A 14936-nucleotide genomic window follows, 5' to 3' on the forward strand; every position below is an offset into this window, starting at 1 on the left:
CTCTGTACGGCGCCGGTCGCCCAAACGATCACTCCTGGTTGTGGACCAGCTCAGATTCAGCCAGGGGCAGCACCGTCAGCTCGCCCTGGCAGCGCTTCAGCCGATAGAACTGCGGCAGGTTGAAGCTGCCCCCGCCGAAGCGGCCCTCCCGTTTGAACACATAGAGCTCACTGATGCTGTCGATGAGGGCGCTGAGCTGACCAACGGAGTGGAAAAAGCGCTGCAGCACATTGTTTTCATCGAGCAGGTAGACATCCAGCCCCTGCTCCCGTTCGCGGACGAAGTATTGGCGCATCCCTTTGCGGGCGTGCTGGCGGAGAATCTCCGGCGCACTGGCATAGGGGTCCTCTCCCAGAGCCGGCTGGGGCAGGGTCTGAAGCTCGCCATCCACCAGTGGTGCCGGCAGTGCAGGCAGTTCGTCGGCGGGACGCCAGTGCATGCCATGGCTGGAAAACAGCAGCCCAAATCGCTCCTCGCCCAGGGTCAATGGCAGCACCTGCAGGGCTTCGGCCCGGCTCTGCTGGCGCAGGCGGCAGCATTGGTGCACCAGGAAGCTGAGCCTGTCCTCCAACTGGGCGTTGGCGCGCTGGCCCACGGAGATCACCTGAATCTCGGGCAGATGCTCAGTGGTGATGCCGGTCAGCAACTGCTCCAGCATCTGCAGCAATCCCCGCTCCCCTGAAAACTGGTGGTAGTGCAGCTCCCCCCAACTGTTGCGGGTTATCAGCTCCAGGGAACCCGCCAGAGAGCGTCGGGGGCGGCCGGTGGAGAGCACCCGGTTACCCCGCAGGTCCAGCATCAGCTCAGAGCCGTGCCAGTGCCTGCTGGGATCCTGTTCCAGGTTGACCACCAGGGTGACCTCATCCAGGTGCCAGGGTTGTTGCAGGGCATCCAGATCGGTACGCTCGGGTCGGTGCAGGGCCGAGGTGAGCCTTCGTGCCAGCCGGCTCAGGGTCTTGTCGACACTGCCGTCACCGAGGTGGAAGCGGTGCACCCTGGTGAACTCCTCCACCAGGCCGTTGGCGGCGGCCCAGGCGATGCAGGCCAGCCGGCTTCGGTGGTGAAACAGGGGGCTCTCGCCAAACAGCTGGCGTTTGTCCGCGGGCTGACGATAGAGGTACCAGGTGCCGCCCTGGACGTCATCTGAGTCCACCTGCAGCAGGGTCAGATCCTGCTCCGCCAGGGAGTGGCTCCACAGAGGGTTGAGGCGAACCAGTTTGTCCGGCTCCGATTCGAACTGGGTATAGAGCTTGCGGGTGAGAATGCCCATGTCCTGAATCTGCAACTGTCTTGGCAGGCGCTGGCGACTGGCAAACGCGGTCAGACGCTGATAGCTGGTGAGCATCAGCTGTTGCAACTGGTGGTTAAACCAGCGCACCTGACCCGCGTGCCACTGTTCCGCCTGGTTCAGTGACTCGATCAGCAGCGGGGTCCACTGCCAATCCCGGGTCAGGTCATCCATGACGTGACCACGCCATTGATCGCTGAACCTTGGGTCATGGCACTTCAGGTAGAAGCAACGCTGGACCAGGGAGAGCCTGCTGGTCTCCTGCTGACGCTTGAGGAATCCCTCGATACGCTCATACAGCATCAGATAGGGGTCCGCCTGTTGAGGCGTCTGTCCCGCTTTCAAACGATACCAGAGCTGATCCCTCAGAATGCGCTGATCCGGGTAGTCGGCCACATAGGCCTCCAGCAGCAGCACCTTGAGGGCGGACTTATGGGGCCGGGAGATCCCCTTGAACAGCTGCCACAGGGCGGCACCGAAGAATTCGGCCGCAGGCAGGTGCTGGATCTCGCCCAGGCTCAGCAGGCCCGGGTCGTCTTGCGGCGCTCCGGGCCACCAGGCGATGGGTAACCCCGCCAGGCGCACCTGGGTTCGGTAGAACTCCTCCAGCAGCAGCCAGTGCTGGGCACTGCCGCTGTGCTCTTTGTCCAGGCAGCGCTGACAGGGGATACCAAACTGACAGGGATTGATGACAAACAGGTGGGTTTCCAGCCCCTGCTCCGTGGCCCAGTGACTCAACCAATCTGCCTTGCGCTGCAGGGCGGCCACCTCCTCCTTGGGCATGTTGCTCTCATGAATGACCCACAGATCCACGTCGGAGCTGCGGGTCTGGCCCAGGCTTCCGCAACTGCCCATGGCATAGAGTCCGAGCAGGGGCCCTGGCTGACCTGTGGGCAGCGTATCCATGGGGGGGGTAACGAAACCCTGAGCCGCAGCGGGGCAACCCTCGGGTCCGCTGCCTTGCAATGCCTCAACCACCCTGTCCAACACCTGTCTCTGAGGCAGGGTGAGCCAACCGAGAAATTGGCTCAGTCTGGACTGGTTAAGGGTATCGCTCAGGGCAAGATCGGAGTCGTAGGAGTTCAAGCGGCTCTCACAGAAAATCATAAAACTGTGATCATGATAACACTTTGTGGGCTCGGAGGAGAAACCGTGAAAAGGATCAATTTTCCGGAACTCAGGTGGAGAATTCGAGGTCTGACAGGCGCAGTAGCTTTAATGCCCGGCGAAATGCTGGCAACATGAGCGCAATTTTTGACGGTTCCGGCCCGCTGCTGAGCCGGTGATTAGTTTGAGGATACCGAGAGTTATGGCACGCAAAGAGATTCGTATCGCCACCCGCAAGAGTCCCCTGGCCATGTGGCAGGCTGAGTTTGTTAAGGCTGAGCTGGAGAAGGCACACCCCGGGCTGGAGGTGATCCTGCTGCCTATGTCCACCAAGGGCGACAAGATTCTCGACACCCCCCTGGCGAAGGTTGGTGGTAAGGGGCTGTTCGTCAAGGAGCTGGAAGTGGCCATGCTGGAGGGACGTGCCGACATCGCCGTTCACTCCATGAAGGATGTGCCCGTTGACTTCCCTGAGGGCCTGGGCCTGACCACCATCTGTGAGCGTGAAGATCCCCGCGATGCCTTCGTGTCAAACAACTACAAGAGCCTGGATGAGCTGCCCCAGGGCGCCATCGTCGGCACCTCCAGCCTGCGTCGTCAGTGTCAGCTGCGTGAGCTGCGCCCGGATCTGGAGATTCGCGATCTGCGCGGCAACGTCAACACCCGACTGGCCAAGCTGGACGCCGGTGACTATGACGCCATCATCCTGGCCGCGGCCGGCCTGAAGCGCCTGGAGTTTGAACACCGCATCACCGGCTTTATCGAAAGCGACCAGTCTCTGCCAGCCAATGGGCAGGGTGCTGTGGGCATCGAAGCCCGCCTGGGTGATGACGAGTTGCTGGAGCTGCTCTCCGTTCTTGAGCACCCTGAAACCCGTGCCCGGGTTATCGCTGAGCGTGCCATGAACACCCGCCTGGAAGGTGGCTGCCAGGTGCCAATCGGTGCCTACGCCGAGCTCGAGGGTGATGAGCTGTGGCTGCGCGGTCTGGTGGGTAAGCCTGATGGCAGCCTGCTGCTGCGTGATGAGGTTCGTGGCCACAAGGAGAACGCCGAGGCTCTGGGTATTGAGCTGGCAGACAAGCTGCTGGATGCTGGCGCCGGTGTCATTCTGAAAGAGGTGTACGGGGAGGCCTGATGCACATATTGCTGACCCGCCCTGCGGGTCGCAACGAGCCGCTGGCCGGGAAGCTGGCGGCTGTGGGGTGGCAGGCTAGCTGCTGCCCCATGGTGGAGATTGTTGCCGAGCCTTCGCCATCCCCCTCTCCTCTGGCTAACGCCGATGCCGCCTTCTTCGTGTCCGCCAATGCGGTGAATCACGCTGCTGCTTTGGTGGATTCCTGGCCCAAGATCACCTATCTGGCCGTCGGCGGCGCCACTGCCGCTGCCTTGCGTACCCAGGGGCTCGATCCGATTACCGCCCCCAGTGACAACGAAACCACCGAAGGGATCTGGACTCTGCCTGAGATGGCACAGGTCGCCGGTAAGCACTTTGTCATAGTGCGTGGTAACGGCGGCCGGGAGGCGATGGCTAACCGGTTGAATCGCGAGGGGGCACAGGTGTGCTACTGGCAGGTTTACCGTCGGCAACTGCCTAAATTAAATGGATTAGATCTTGCTCAAAGCTGGCAACGGGACGGCGTAAACGCCATACTGGCTACCAGTGTCGAGATTCTGCAGAACCTTTTTACCCTGCTGCCGGAACACCAGCATGCCTGGCTGACCCGGCAGTTGTGGCTGGTGCCCGTAGAAAGGGTGGCCGATGCGGCCCGGAAGTTGGGTTGTCAGTATACCCTGGTCACCGGCGGTGCAGGAGATGACGCTATCCTTGAGTCGATAGCCAACTGGAAGAACCGTCAGTAATGGATAAGAAGCCCGAAAATCCTCGCTCTCCCAGCGCCAAACCCGCCGAACAGGATCAAGCCGCTCTTAACGAGTCCACCTCCGCGGAGAATGCCAAGGAGGCGGCAGATAAGCCCGCCACCCGCCCGGCGGCCAAAGGCCGCAGTCGTGCCGCCAAGACGCCTGCCAAGAGTTCGTCTTCTGTGACCAAGGCTGAGACCGAATCGGTAAAGTCAGCGTCCAAACCCGAGGGGACACCCAAGCCCAAGGCGGAGCCTAACCCTGAACCTAAGGTGGATCACCCTGCCCCGGCACCCGAGCCGGAGCGTGCCCGGGAGAGTGCCAGCCAGGGGCCGGCGTTGATGGTGGCCGTTGTGGCTCTGCTGATCGCCGCCGCCGCTGTGGGTTACACCGTGTGGCAAGGCCAGCAGCGTCAGGCTCAATTGATGCAGTCTCAATCTCTCTCCGGCAAACTGGACGAACTGCGCAACCGCATGGGGGCGGAACGAAACCAGTTGGAGCAGCGCTTGGTGGAGCAGGACAGGCAGCAGCAGGAGCTGGTGAAGCAGGTCACAGGGCTTCAGGGCGAACTGGCCAAAGCCAGGGAGCGCCAGCCCAGAGACTGGCTGCTGGCCGAGTCCGACTATCTGGTACAGATGGCAGCACGTAAGCTGTGGCTCGAGCAGGATGTGGCCACCGCCATTGCCCTGCTCAAGGATGCCGACCGGCGCCTGAATCTGATGAGGGATGAAGCCCTGACCCCGGTGCGCCAGGCGCTGCGGGATGACATCACCGCACTTCAGGGGCTGCCCCGCCAGGATCTGGCCGGAGTGGCACTGACCATCGAATCTCTCATCGCGTCTGTGGACCGCTGGCCTCTGAACCGGGTGGAGTTGCCCGAGCTGGCTCAGGCCGAGGTGAGTGACTCCCCCAGCGATTCAGTCAGCGACTGGAAAAGCAACCTGGCCAAGAGCTGGAATGCCCTGGTGGATGATTTCATTACTATTCGCCGCCGCCAGGGAGAACTGCAGCCTCTGCTGGCGCCAGAGCAGGAGTGGTACCTGAGGGAACATCTGAAAGGCAAGCTGATGCAGGCCCAGCTGGCACTCTATCATGGCCATACCGATGCTTATCGCAAGGCGTTGTCCACCGCTGCGGATTGGGTGGAAACCTACTTCAAGCGGGATGACGCCACCATCGAAGGGGCGCTCACCAGCCTAGCTGAGTTGCAGCGGACAGAGTTGGGCAGTCGTCTGCCCGAATCCCTGGCGAGCCAACCGCTGCTGGAGGCGCTGGTTCAGGAGAGGCTGGGCCGGGAGAGTAAGGGATGATTAGGCTGCTGATCTATACCCTGATTGTACTTGCCGGTGCCATTGCAGGTCCCAAGCTGGTTGAGAACAAAGGGTATCTGCTGGTTGCCATCGGCGAGTACACCATAGAGACCTCTGTGGTGGCGGCGGTGGTGTTGCTGCTGGTGGGTTTTGCCTTGCTGCAGCTGATTGAGTGGTTGCTGGTCAAGCTGCTGCGCACCGCCGGCCTGACCCGCTCTCTGCCCAGGCGCTGGCGTCAGCGCAAGTCTCGCAAGTTTACCCTGGAAGGGGCTCTGGCCCTGGCCGAAGAGAACTGGCCCAAGGCGGAGCAGACGATGGCCAAGGGGGCCGATGCGGGCGAGTTGCCCCTGGTAAATTACCTGGCTGCAGCCCGGGCTGCCCATCATCAGGGCCACAGTGAACAGGTGGAGGTCTTCCTCACCCAGGCGCAGAGTTTTCCTGGCAGTGACGCGGCGGTGAACATCGCCCGTATCCGCTACCTGATTCAGGATGGCGAGCTGGCCGCTGCCCGCCAATGTCTCGAGTCACTCTCTGCCAGCCTGAGAAATCGGCCCACGGTACTGAAACTGGCCCATGAGCTGTTCCTGCGTCAGAGGGACTGGGATGCCGTGGCCAGAATTGCCCCGGCACTGACCAAACATAAGGTGCTGGATGCCGAGACCCTGGAGCAACTGCCGGTGCAGATCGAGCGGGGAGCCCTCGAGGCCTGTCATACTCTGGAGGCACTCAACGAGCGTTGGCAGCAACTGCCCAAGCGTCGTCGCCGCCAGGATCCTCTGGTGGAGAGTTATGTCCAGGGACTAATTCGCTTCCAGCAGCCTGCGGAAGCGCGCAAGGCGCTGTTGGCGCAATTGAACAAGAAAGAGCCTCAGGCCAACCTTCTGGAGCTGTTGCCCCTGTGCAGCGAGGATGCGGGAGAGTCCCTGGTGCACCTTCTGGAGCGCAACTACAGTGCACCTCAGATGCCGGATTACTGGGATTGTCTGGCCAACCTGAGTCGCCAGGGCCGGCAGTACAAGCAGGCAAAGCAGTATCAGCGTAAGGCGATCGAGCTGGCGCCCACCCGCTATCGCTATTCGCAATTGGCGGAGCTGCAGGAACAGTTGGGTGAACACCGGGGCGCCCTGGAGAGCTATCGCAGACTGGCGGATCCCGAACTGACCTGAAACTCGGCCAGCTTAAGCGAAACAGAAAGAAGCCCGCATATTGCGGGCTTTTTTGATCAGGCCTTGGCGGTAACCGGCTTGGTGCGGGAGCGGCGCCAGAGATCCAGGGTGAACATCAGCAGGGCGGCCCAGATAAAGCAGAAGGTGGTCAGCATCGCCGGATCCAGAGTCTCGCCATAGAGGGTGGTGGCCAGAACAAACATCAGGCTGGGGCCGATGTACTGGAACAGGCCAAGCATGTAGAAGGGAATTCTGACGGCGGCGGCGGCAAAGGCCAGCAGCGGCAGGGTGGTGACCACCCCGGCGGCCAGGATCAGCAGGTTCAACTCCAGACCGTTGCCGGTCAGGTCGGCGGTGGGGCTGTCCAGCTGCCACCAGAACAGCAGGGCCACCGGCAGCATCAGGCTGGTCTCCACAAACAGGCCGGTCACCGACTGCAGGGCCACCTTCTTGCGCAGCAATCCGTACAGGCCGAAGCTGACCGCCAGGGCCAGAGAGATCCAGGGCAGGGAGCCAAACTGAATCAGCTCTACCACTACCCCGATGACGGCCACAACCACGGCGGCTAGCTGCATCTTGGGTAAGCGCTCGCCCAGAAACAGCATCCCCAGGGCCACGTTGACCAGGGGGTTGATGAAGTAGCCCAGGCTGGCCTCCAGCATGCGCCCGGAGTTTACCGCCCAGATAAAGATCAACCAGTTGCCCGCCACCAGGATGGCGGTGGCCACCAGGGTCCAGAGTTGCTTGGGATTGCGCAGAAGCTGGCGGACTGCGCCCAGTTGTCCGGTGAAGGCCACCAGCAAAGCCATCAGGGCGAAGGACCAGATCACCCGGTGCATCAGGATCTCCGTGGCGGGAACCGCATCAATGGCTTTGAAGTAGATCGGGGCAAACCCCCACATGGAGTAGGCCATCAGGGCGAAGATGATGCCCTGACGCATTTCCTGGTTTTGCATGGCGGACCTGAATCTGGAAAAGGGTGAATCCCCAAAGAGGGGCGATATTATGCACCCATCAAGCCCTAACCCACAAGATAGGTTCCGGTGCCGAAAGCGATATGGCTGCCCTTCTCATTGTGCAGCTCCATCCGGGCCACGGCCACCTTGTTGCCTGCCCGAATCACTGTGCCTGAGGCCACAAAAAGGGCTCCCCGGCCGGGGCGAAGGTAGTCCACGCGAAGATCGATGGTGCCCAGGTTCTTCAGCCTCCGGGCCAGCAGCTCCTTGGGCCAGCTTTCCCGGGTCTTGAGGACGGCACTGAACGCGGTCAGCCCTCCAACCACATCCAGCAGGGTGGCGGTGACGCCTCCGTGGAGGATCTGCTGTGCCGGATTCCCCACCAGCTCGGGTCGCATCGGCAGCTGCAACTCGATGGAACCATCCTGTTGTTGGTGCAGCTCAATGCCCATCAGCTGATGAAAGGGAAGCCTGTTGGCAAACAGATCCCTGAGGTACTCCAGCGCCTGGGCCTGGGTCAGTTCCATCCGGTTTTCTCCTGCTCTTCCTGAACAACTTCGCTCAACTATCAAAGCACTATCTGTTGGTGGACACAACTCCCAGAGGGTGGCAGACAGGGGCCGCAAGTTGCATTACAATGGCGGCCCTTTTACCCCGTGCCGAGACCCATGGATACCACCCTCAGCCCAGCAGATTGCGACATCAGCACCGCCCCAGCACAGCCGTTGCTGCAACAGGTGTTCGGTTACCGTGCATTTCGTCCGGGCCAGCAGCAGGTGGTGGAGCAGCTCTGTGCCGGGCGAGATGCCCTGGTGATCATGCCTACAGGTGGCGGCAAGAGTCTCTGTTACCAGCTTCCCGCGTTGTTACTCCCCGGCGTGACCGTGGTGATCTCCCCCCTGCTCTCCCTGATGAAGGATCAGGTGGATGCGTTGCGCCAGCTGGGGGTTGGGGCGGTTGCCCTGAACTCCAGCCTGAGTCGTGAGGAGTGGCTGGCCAGCCTGGCTGCAATTCGCGATGGTCAGATCAAACTGGTCTACCTCTCTCCGGAACGTCTGCTGGCTCCGGATATGATGGCCAGGTTGCGGGAGTGGCCCCTGTCGCTGATTGCCGTGGATGAAGCCCACTGCATCAGCCAGTGGGGACATGATTTTCGCCCCGAGTACGCCCGCCTGGGAGAGGTGAAAGCCGCTTTCCCGTCGGTGCCCATGGTGGCCCTGACCGCCACCGCCGATCAGGCGACCCGCAGGGACATTCTGCAGCAGCTCGGCCTGAACCAGCCCCATGAGCATCTGGCCAGTTTCGACCGGCCCAATATCCGCTACAGCGTGATGGACAAGCTGAGCCCCTTTTCCCAGTTGAAAACCTTCCTGCAGCAACAGAAGGGCAATGCCGGCATCATCTACTGCGGCAGCCGCCGTCGGGTGGAGGAGGTTGCCGAGAAGCTTCGCAAGGAGGGGGTCGCTGCCGAGGCCTACCACGCTGGGCTGGAATCCGGGCTGCGCCATCAGGTCCAGGACGCCTTCCTGAGGGAGAAGATCGACATCGTGGTGGCCACCGTGGCCTTTGGCATGGGGATCAATAAATCCAATGTGCGTTTTGTGGTGCACTGGGACCTGCCAAAGTCGATCGAAAGCTATTACCAGGAGACTGGCCGTGCCGGCCGGGATGGCCTGGAAGCGGAAGCCCTGATGCTGTTTGACCCGGGAGACATCGCCCGGGTGCGCCAGCTGCTGGAGAGCGGAGAGCGCGAGCCCAACCCGGTGGAGATTCATAAGCTCAACGCCATGGCCGCCTTCGCCGAGGCACAGACCTGCCGCCGCCAGGTGCTGCTCAACTACTTCGACGAACCCGCCCACCAAGCTTGTGGCAACTGCGATATCTGCCTGGATCCTCCCAAGCGCTATGATGCCACCGAGGAGGCTCGCAAGGCCCTGAGCTGCATCTACCGCGTCAACCAGAGATTTGGCATGGGACATGTGATTGAGGTGCTCAGGGGCAGCAAGGGCCACGCCGTGGTCGAGCGGGGTCATGACAAACTCTCAACCTGGGGAATCGGCTCGGAACGTTCCAGCGACCACTGGCTGTCGGTGCTCAGGCAACTTGTGCACCACGGACTGGTGAATCAGGACATCACCCGCTCCATGGCGTTGACCCTGAATCCCGCGGCCCGGGCGGTGCTCAAGGGTGAGCAGAGTCTGGAGCTGGCTGAACCCAGGGTGGTGCTGGCCAAGCCCAAGCGTGGACGCAGTCGGCTGTTGCCTCAGCATTATGACCGGCGGTTGTTTGCCAGGCTCAAGACCCTGCGAAGGGAGTTGGCGGACGAAGCTGGCATCCCGCCCTACCAGGTGTTCTCAGACGCCACCCTGGCAGAGATGGCCAGCGAGATGCCCACGACCGAGTGGGCGCTGCTGAGGATCAATGGGGTGGGGGCCAAGAAGCTGGAGCGCTACGGCGAGGCCTTCATCGACGCCATTGTGGCTTATCTGGACGAATAACGTTTTCCGACAGCATCAGGCTGTGCTGAATCTGATTGCACTCCAGCCTGGCCAGCAGTGAGTCTGCCTGATCCAGGGGGTGGGTTCGAGCCACCCCGGTGGCGATGTTTCTGTAACCCGCTTCCGCCAGGTTACGACTGAGGCGGTATCTCAGCCTTTCCGCTTCCGCTTCGCTGGCATCCACCAGCAGAACCAGCAGCTGACGCTCGCCGCACTCAATCATCAAATCATTGATTCGAATGTCTTTATTTCGAATTCGCTTGCGCAGCGTGTCGGTCAGCCCATTGCCTTCCCAGGAAAATTTCACCACTGGGAGTGTCCGATCTGTACTGGAGAGAGCCCGCTCGAGGCGGATTCGCCAATCCAGGTGTTCGTAGTCCTGAACCGACTCGGTGACTTTCCGGCTGCTGGTGAGCCTGAACAGCAGCCAGATCAACCACAGCAGCAGGCTGAGAGAGGCCACCACCTGCCACACCATCAGTTGGTTGTGCAGCTTGAAGTAGGAGGAGGACTGGGTGGCCAGCTGTGCCCGGTTGCGATCGATCTTCTGGTCCAGCTGCACTTTTTGCTGGAGCAGGGCTTCTTTTCGCAGGTTTTCCTGTTGTTCGGCATAAGCGCTGTGATACTTGAGCTGAAGCTCATAGGCTCGTTGATAATTGCCCTGCAAAGCTTCTCCCTGAGATTCGATCCAATCGAGTTCGGTTAAGACTCTGGCATCTTGCTCAAGTGTGAAACGTTGTCTGGCCAGTTTCAGTTGGTAATTGGCTTCTTCAAATTTTCCTAATTGGAAAGCCGCTTCAGCAAGGAATGACCTTGCCCTAGCCTTGCGTTCCTCCATGGCCAGGTCACTGAACATGCCCAGGGCCAGACTGGCGTAGCTGTAGGCATCGGAGTAACGCTCTAACTTGAGGGAGAGCTTGGAGAAGAGCAGGTTGAATCTTGCCTGGGCCAACTCATCCATCGTGGGCACCAGCTTCTCCAATTGCTCCATTCGTACACTGGCATCCTGATAGCGCTCTTGTTGCATCAGGGTGAAGGTGTGGTTGACCTGAATGATCCAGCTTAAGGTTGATCCTTGGGGCGCTTGTTGTATCGCCTGCTCAAACAGGGTGTCGCTCCTCAGGTAATCACCGAGATAGTAGTAGGTTCGGGCCAGGGAGTAGGAGATAAGCGCAGGGTGCGGCTGATAGATGGGCATCTTGTCATGTGTGCTTTCCATCCAGGTTAACGCCTGATGGAGATCATCCAGAGCGGCTTCCAGGTCTCCCTGGTCGGCGTAGATGTCTGCACGCCTCATCAGGCTGAGGCCCATAGCGTGGCCCGCCCCTGCGCCATGGATCGCCTTGTTGATGGTCTCCAGGGCTCGATCGTATTTGCCCAGCATCATCAGATTATTGGCTTCACAGGCATTCATGTAGGCGATCAACTGAGGCTTCTTGAGCTTCTCTGCAGCGGCGAGCCCACTGTTTATGGCTTGTTGAGCTTCAGAAAGGGATTGATTGCTGATGGCAGCTTCGCACCTCAGCACATGCCATCGCATCTGCTGTTGAGGAGTAGCGGTAAGTACTCTAGCTCCAAGCCTGTCCAGCTTAGCGTAGGCCCCGGGCGTAGAGAGCTGCACCTCGAGTGTCAGCTCATCGAGGCGTTGGGTCAGGTCATCTGCTGTTGCCAGAGGGCAGTTCAGAATCAGCAGCAGCCAGAGAGTTATCCTTAACGGTGCGGGCATCAGGCCAGTATCTTGGGGTAAAAAGGGGTATAGGATAAGACCTCTGTTAACTCTCGGTAAAGAAGAAGCAATATAGAGGCTGATCCAGGTCGCACAATAACCATTGTTGACTGCATAATAATTGCCTCAGGGTGATTGTGTATTCAGGGGTTGACATCCCTGCCGGGTTCCGGTCATAGTTAGGTCACTTCGTAACCACGAAAACAGAATCCATTTATGTACAACGTTTTTCGGTCCAACCTACTAATTAGCCTAACCCTAGCAGGACGCTGCGCGGGCGGCTTGGTCGTGGACTGAAAACGGTACGACTCGAGCATTAGAACCCGCGCTGTATGCGCGGGTTTTTTTATGCCCGCGCTCAGAGCCAGGTCGTCATGGAGGCATTATGAGTGAACGGGTAATCCTGTTTGATACCACATTGAGGGACGGTGAGCAGGCGTTGGCAGCCAGCTTGTCGGTGAATGAGAAGTTGCAGATTGCCCGCGCTCTGGAACGTATGGGGATCGACATCATCGAGGCGGGTTTTCCCGTTTCCTCTCCGGGAGACTTCGAGTCGGTCAGGCAGATTGCCGCCACCATCAAGGACAGCCGCATCTGCGCCTTGTCCCGGGCGGTCAAAGGCGACATTGATGCCGCTGCCGAATCCCTCAAGGTGGCGGACCAGTTCCGCATCCACACCTTTATCTCCACCTCGGACATCCATGTGCAGAGCAAGTTGCGCCGGGATTTCTCTCAGGTGGAGGAGATGGCGGTCGACGCGGTGCGTTACGCCCGCCGTTTCACCGACGATGTGGAGTTCTCCTGCGAGGATGCAGGCCGGACCCCCATCGACAACCTGTGCCGTATGGTGGAGTCTGCCATTCGTGCCGGCGCCTCCACGGTCAACATTCCCGATACCGTGGGCTACACCACTCCAACCGAATTCGGCGGCATCATCCGCACCCTGTTCGAGCGGGTGCCCAACATCGACCAGGCGGTGATCTCCGTCCACTGCCATGATGACCTGGGCCTGTCTGTGGCCAACTCCATCGCCGCCGTTGAGGCGGGGGCCCGTCAGGTGGAGGGCACCATCAACGGCATCGGTGAGCGTGCCGGTAACGCCGCTCTGGAGGAGGTGATCATGATCCTCAAGACCCGGGCAGCCCGATTCGGATTGGAAGTGGGGGCCAACCCTCAGGAGATTCACCGGGTCAGCCAGGCGATCAGTCGCCTGTGCAACATGCCGATTCAGTCCAATAAGGCGATTGTGGGCGCCAACGCCTTCAGCCACAGCTCCGGCATTCATCAGGATGGGGTGCTCAAGAGTCAGAACACCTACGAGATCATGACCCCTGAGTCCATCGGCCTGGGACGCAACAACCTGAACCTAACCTCCCGCTCCGGTCGCCACGTCATTCGTCACCGTATGGCGGAGATGGGCTACACCGATGCCGAATACGATCTGGACACCCTGTATGAGCGCTTCCTGGCTCTGGCGGACAAGAAGGGCCAGGTGTTCGATTATGACCTGGAGGCGTTGCTGTTCTTCGAAAACCAGAGAGAGGACGAGGAGCACTACCGCATCAACCAGCTGAACGTTCAGGCGGGCAGCAGCCACTTCGCCACGGCTTCGATCGAGATGCAGATTGGCGAGGAAACGGTGACCGAGGCGGCCACCGGTAACGGCCCGGTGGACTCCGCCTACAAGGCGATCGCTCGGGCCACAGGGCGCCAGCTGGCCATCAAGAGTTACCACATTGGCGCCGAGGGGGGCGGCCACGATGCCCTGGGCCGGGTGGACATCACCGCCGAGTGCGAGGGGCGCACCTTCCACGGTATGGGGCTGTCCACCGACATCATTGAGTCCTCGGCCATCGCCCTGATTCGGGTCTACAACCTGATTCACCGTCAGCAACAGATCGAGAAGAAGAAGCAGCAGATTTTGGAGGAAGCATGAGCAGGCAGTATCCCGTAGCAGTATTGGCCGGGGACGGCATCGGTCCCGAAGTGATGGCCGAGGCGATGAAGGTGTTGAAGGTCGCCGGGGAGCGTTTCGGCTTCGAGCTGGAGACTACTCACTGCGACATCGGTGGTGCCGCCATCGACAACCACGGCAAGGCCCTGCCAGAGCAGACCCTGGACGCCTGTGGGCAGGCCAGGGCGATCCTCTTTGGGTCCGTAGGTGGTCCCAAGTGGGAGGGGTTGCCCCCCAACGAGCAGCCGGAACGTGCCTCTTTGCTGCCCCTGCGGGGCCATTTTGGCCTGTTCTGTAATCTGAGGCCTGCCCAGATCCACCCTGGCCTGGAAGCTCTGTCCCCCCTGAGGGCGGACATCAGTGCCCAGGGGATGGATCTGCTGGTGGTGCGTGAGCTCACCGGCGGCATCTACTTCGGTGAGCCCAAGGGGCGTCGGGGTGAAGGGGATCAGGAGACCGCGTTCGATACCATGACCTACAGCCGTCATGAGATCCGCCGTATCGCCCGCCTGGCCTTCGAGGCGGCTCGCAAGCGCCGAGGCAAGGTGGCCTCGGTGGACAAGGCCAACGTATTGGCCTGTTCGGTGATGTGGCGGGAGGAGGTCAACGCCGTTGCCGCCGACTTCCCCGACGTGGCGCTGGAGCACATCTATATCGACAACGCCGCCATGCAGCTGTTGCGCCGGCCCTTCGATTTTGACGTCATGCTCTGCTCCAACCTGTTCGGTGACATCCTCTCCGACGAAGCGGCGATGATCACCGGCTCCATGGGCCTGTTGCCCTCTGCCAGCCTCAATGAGTCCGGTTTCGGCCTGTACGAGCCTGCCGGAGGCAGCGCTCCGGACATCGCCGGCATGGGCATTGCCAACCCGGTGGCACAGATCCTCTCCGCCTCGTTGATGCTGCGCCACAGCCTGGGAGAGGCCGAGGCTGCCGACGCCATCGATGCCGCCGTGGCTAAGGTGCTGTCCGAAGGACGCTTTACTGCCGAGTTGCTGCCCGAGGAGCGTCTCGACCAGGCACTGACTACCGCACAGATGGGCGATGCCATCGCTGCCTACATCGCTTAAG

The 14936-nt window shown here is 60.7% G+C and carries 11 protein-coding genes; 7 read left to right on the forward strand and 4 right to left on the reverse strand.

All coding sequences use genetic code 11. The features are described from left to right. Positions 1–28: 28 nt before the first annotated feature. Positions 29–2374 (reverse strand): class I adenylate cyclase, encoded by a 2346-nt coding sequence (locus ACN0RV_RS00865; protein WP_417344719.1) that lies wholly within the window; start codon positions 2372–2374, stop codon positions 29–31. A gap of 223 nt (positions 2375–2597) precedes the next feature. Here ACN0RV_RS00865 and hemC point away from each other — a divergent pair, with 223 nt between their 5' ends. The 4 genes from hemC to ACN0RV_RS00885 are packed head-to-tail and all read left to right on the forward strand — an operon-like array spanning position 2598 to position 6731. Next, positions 2598–3530 (forward strand): hydroxymethylbilane synthase, encoded by a 933-nt coding sequence (gene hemC / locus ACN0RV_RS00870; protein ID WP_417344721.1) that lies wholly within the window; start codon positions 2598–2600, stop codon positions 3528–3530. Beyond that, entirely contained in the window at positions 3530–4255 is a 726-nt protein-coding gene (locus ACN0RV_RS00875) for a uroporphyrinogen-III synthase (RefSeq protein ID WP_417344722.1), read from the forward strand. Before hemC ends, ACN0RV_RS00875 begins: the two co-directional genes overlap by 1 nt. Next, on the forward strand, positions 4255–5565 hold the full coding sequence (locus tag ACN0RV_RS00880) for a uroporphyrinogen-III C-methyltransferase (RefSeq protein WP_417344724.1): 1311 nt from the start codon (positions 4255–4257) through the stop codon (positions 5563–5565). Before ACN0RV_RS00875 ends, ACN0RV_RS00880 begins: the two co-directional genes overlap by 1 nt. Beyond that, positions 5562–6731 (forward strand): heme biosynthesis HemY N-terminal domain-containing protein, encoded by a 1170-nt coding sequence (locus ACN0RV_RS00885; protein ID WP_417344726.1) that lies wholly within the window; start codon positions 5562–5564, stop codon positions 6729–6731. Before ACN0RV_RS00880 ends, ACN0RV_RS00885 begins: the two co-directional genes overlap by 4 nt. A 56-nt stretch (positions 6732–6787) precedes the next feature. On the opposite strand, the gene rarD is transcribed toward ACN0RV_RS00885, so the two are convergent. Both rarD and ACN0RV_RS00895 read right to left on the reverse strand, forming a co-directional pair. Next, entirely contained in the window at positions 6788–7687 is a 900-nt protein-coding gene (gene rarD / locus ACN0RV_RS00890) for an EamA family transporter RarD (protein WP_417344728.1), read from the reverse strand. Between the two features lie 65 nt (positions 7688–7752). Continuing rightward, complete coding sequence (locus ACN0RV_RS00895) at positions 7753–8214, reverse strand: thioesterase family protein (protein WP_417344729.1); 462 nt, start codon at positions 8212–8214, stop codon at positions 7753–7755. A gap of 141 nt (positions 8215–8355) precedes the next feature. Here ACN0RV_RS00895 and recQ point away from each other — a divergent pair, with 141 nt between their 5' ends. Beyond that, positions 8356–10185, forward strand: coding sequence for a DNA helicase RecQ (gene recQ / locus ACN0RV_RS00900; protein WP_417344731.1), 1830 nt, complete (start codon positions 8356–8358; stop codon positions 10183–10185). Here recQ and ACN0RV_RS00905 read toward each other — a convergent pair. After that, on the reverse strand, positions 10151–11911 hold the full coding sequence (locus ACN0RV_RS00905) for a tetratricopeptide repeat protein (RefSeq protein ID WP_417344733.1): 1761 nt from the start codon (positions 11909–11911) through the stop codon (positions 10151–10153). The genes recQ and ACN0RV_RS00905 overlap by 35 nt on opposite strands. Before the next feature lie 385 nt (positions 11912–12296). Between ACN0RV_RS00905 and leuA the strand changes: the two genes are divergently transcribed. Both leuA and leuB read left to right on the forward strand, forming a co-directional pair. Further along, complete coding sequence (gene leuA / locus ACN0RV_RS00910) at positions 12297–13847, forward strand: 2-isopropylmalate synthase (protein ID WP_417344734.1); 1551 nt, start codon at positions 12297–12299, stop codon at positions 13845–13847. After that, on the forward strand, positions 13844–14935 hold the full coding sequence (gene leuB, locus ACN0RV_RS00915; RefSeq protein ID WP_417344736.1) for a 3-isopropylmalate dehydrogenase: 1092 nt from the start codon (positions 13844–13846) through the stop codon (positions 14933–14935). Before leuA ends, leuB begins: the two co-directional genes overlap by 4 nt. Position 14936: the final 1 nt, after the last annotated feature.

This window comes from Ferrimonas sp., assembly GCF_048263965.1.
Lineage (GTDB): Bacteria > Pseudomonadota > Gammaproteobacteria > Enterobacterales > Shewanellaceae > Ferrimonas.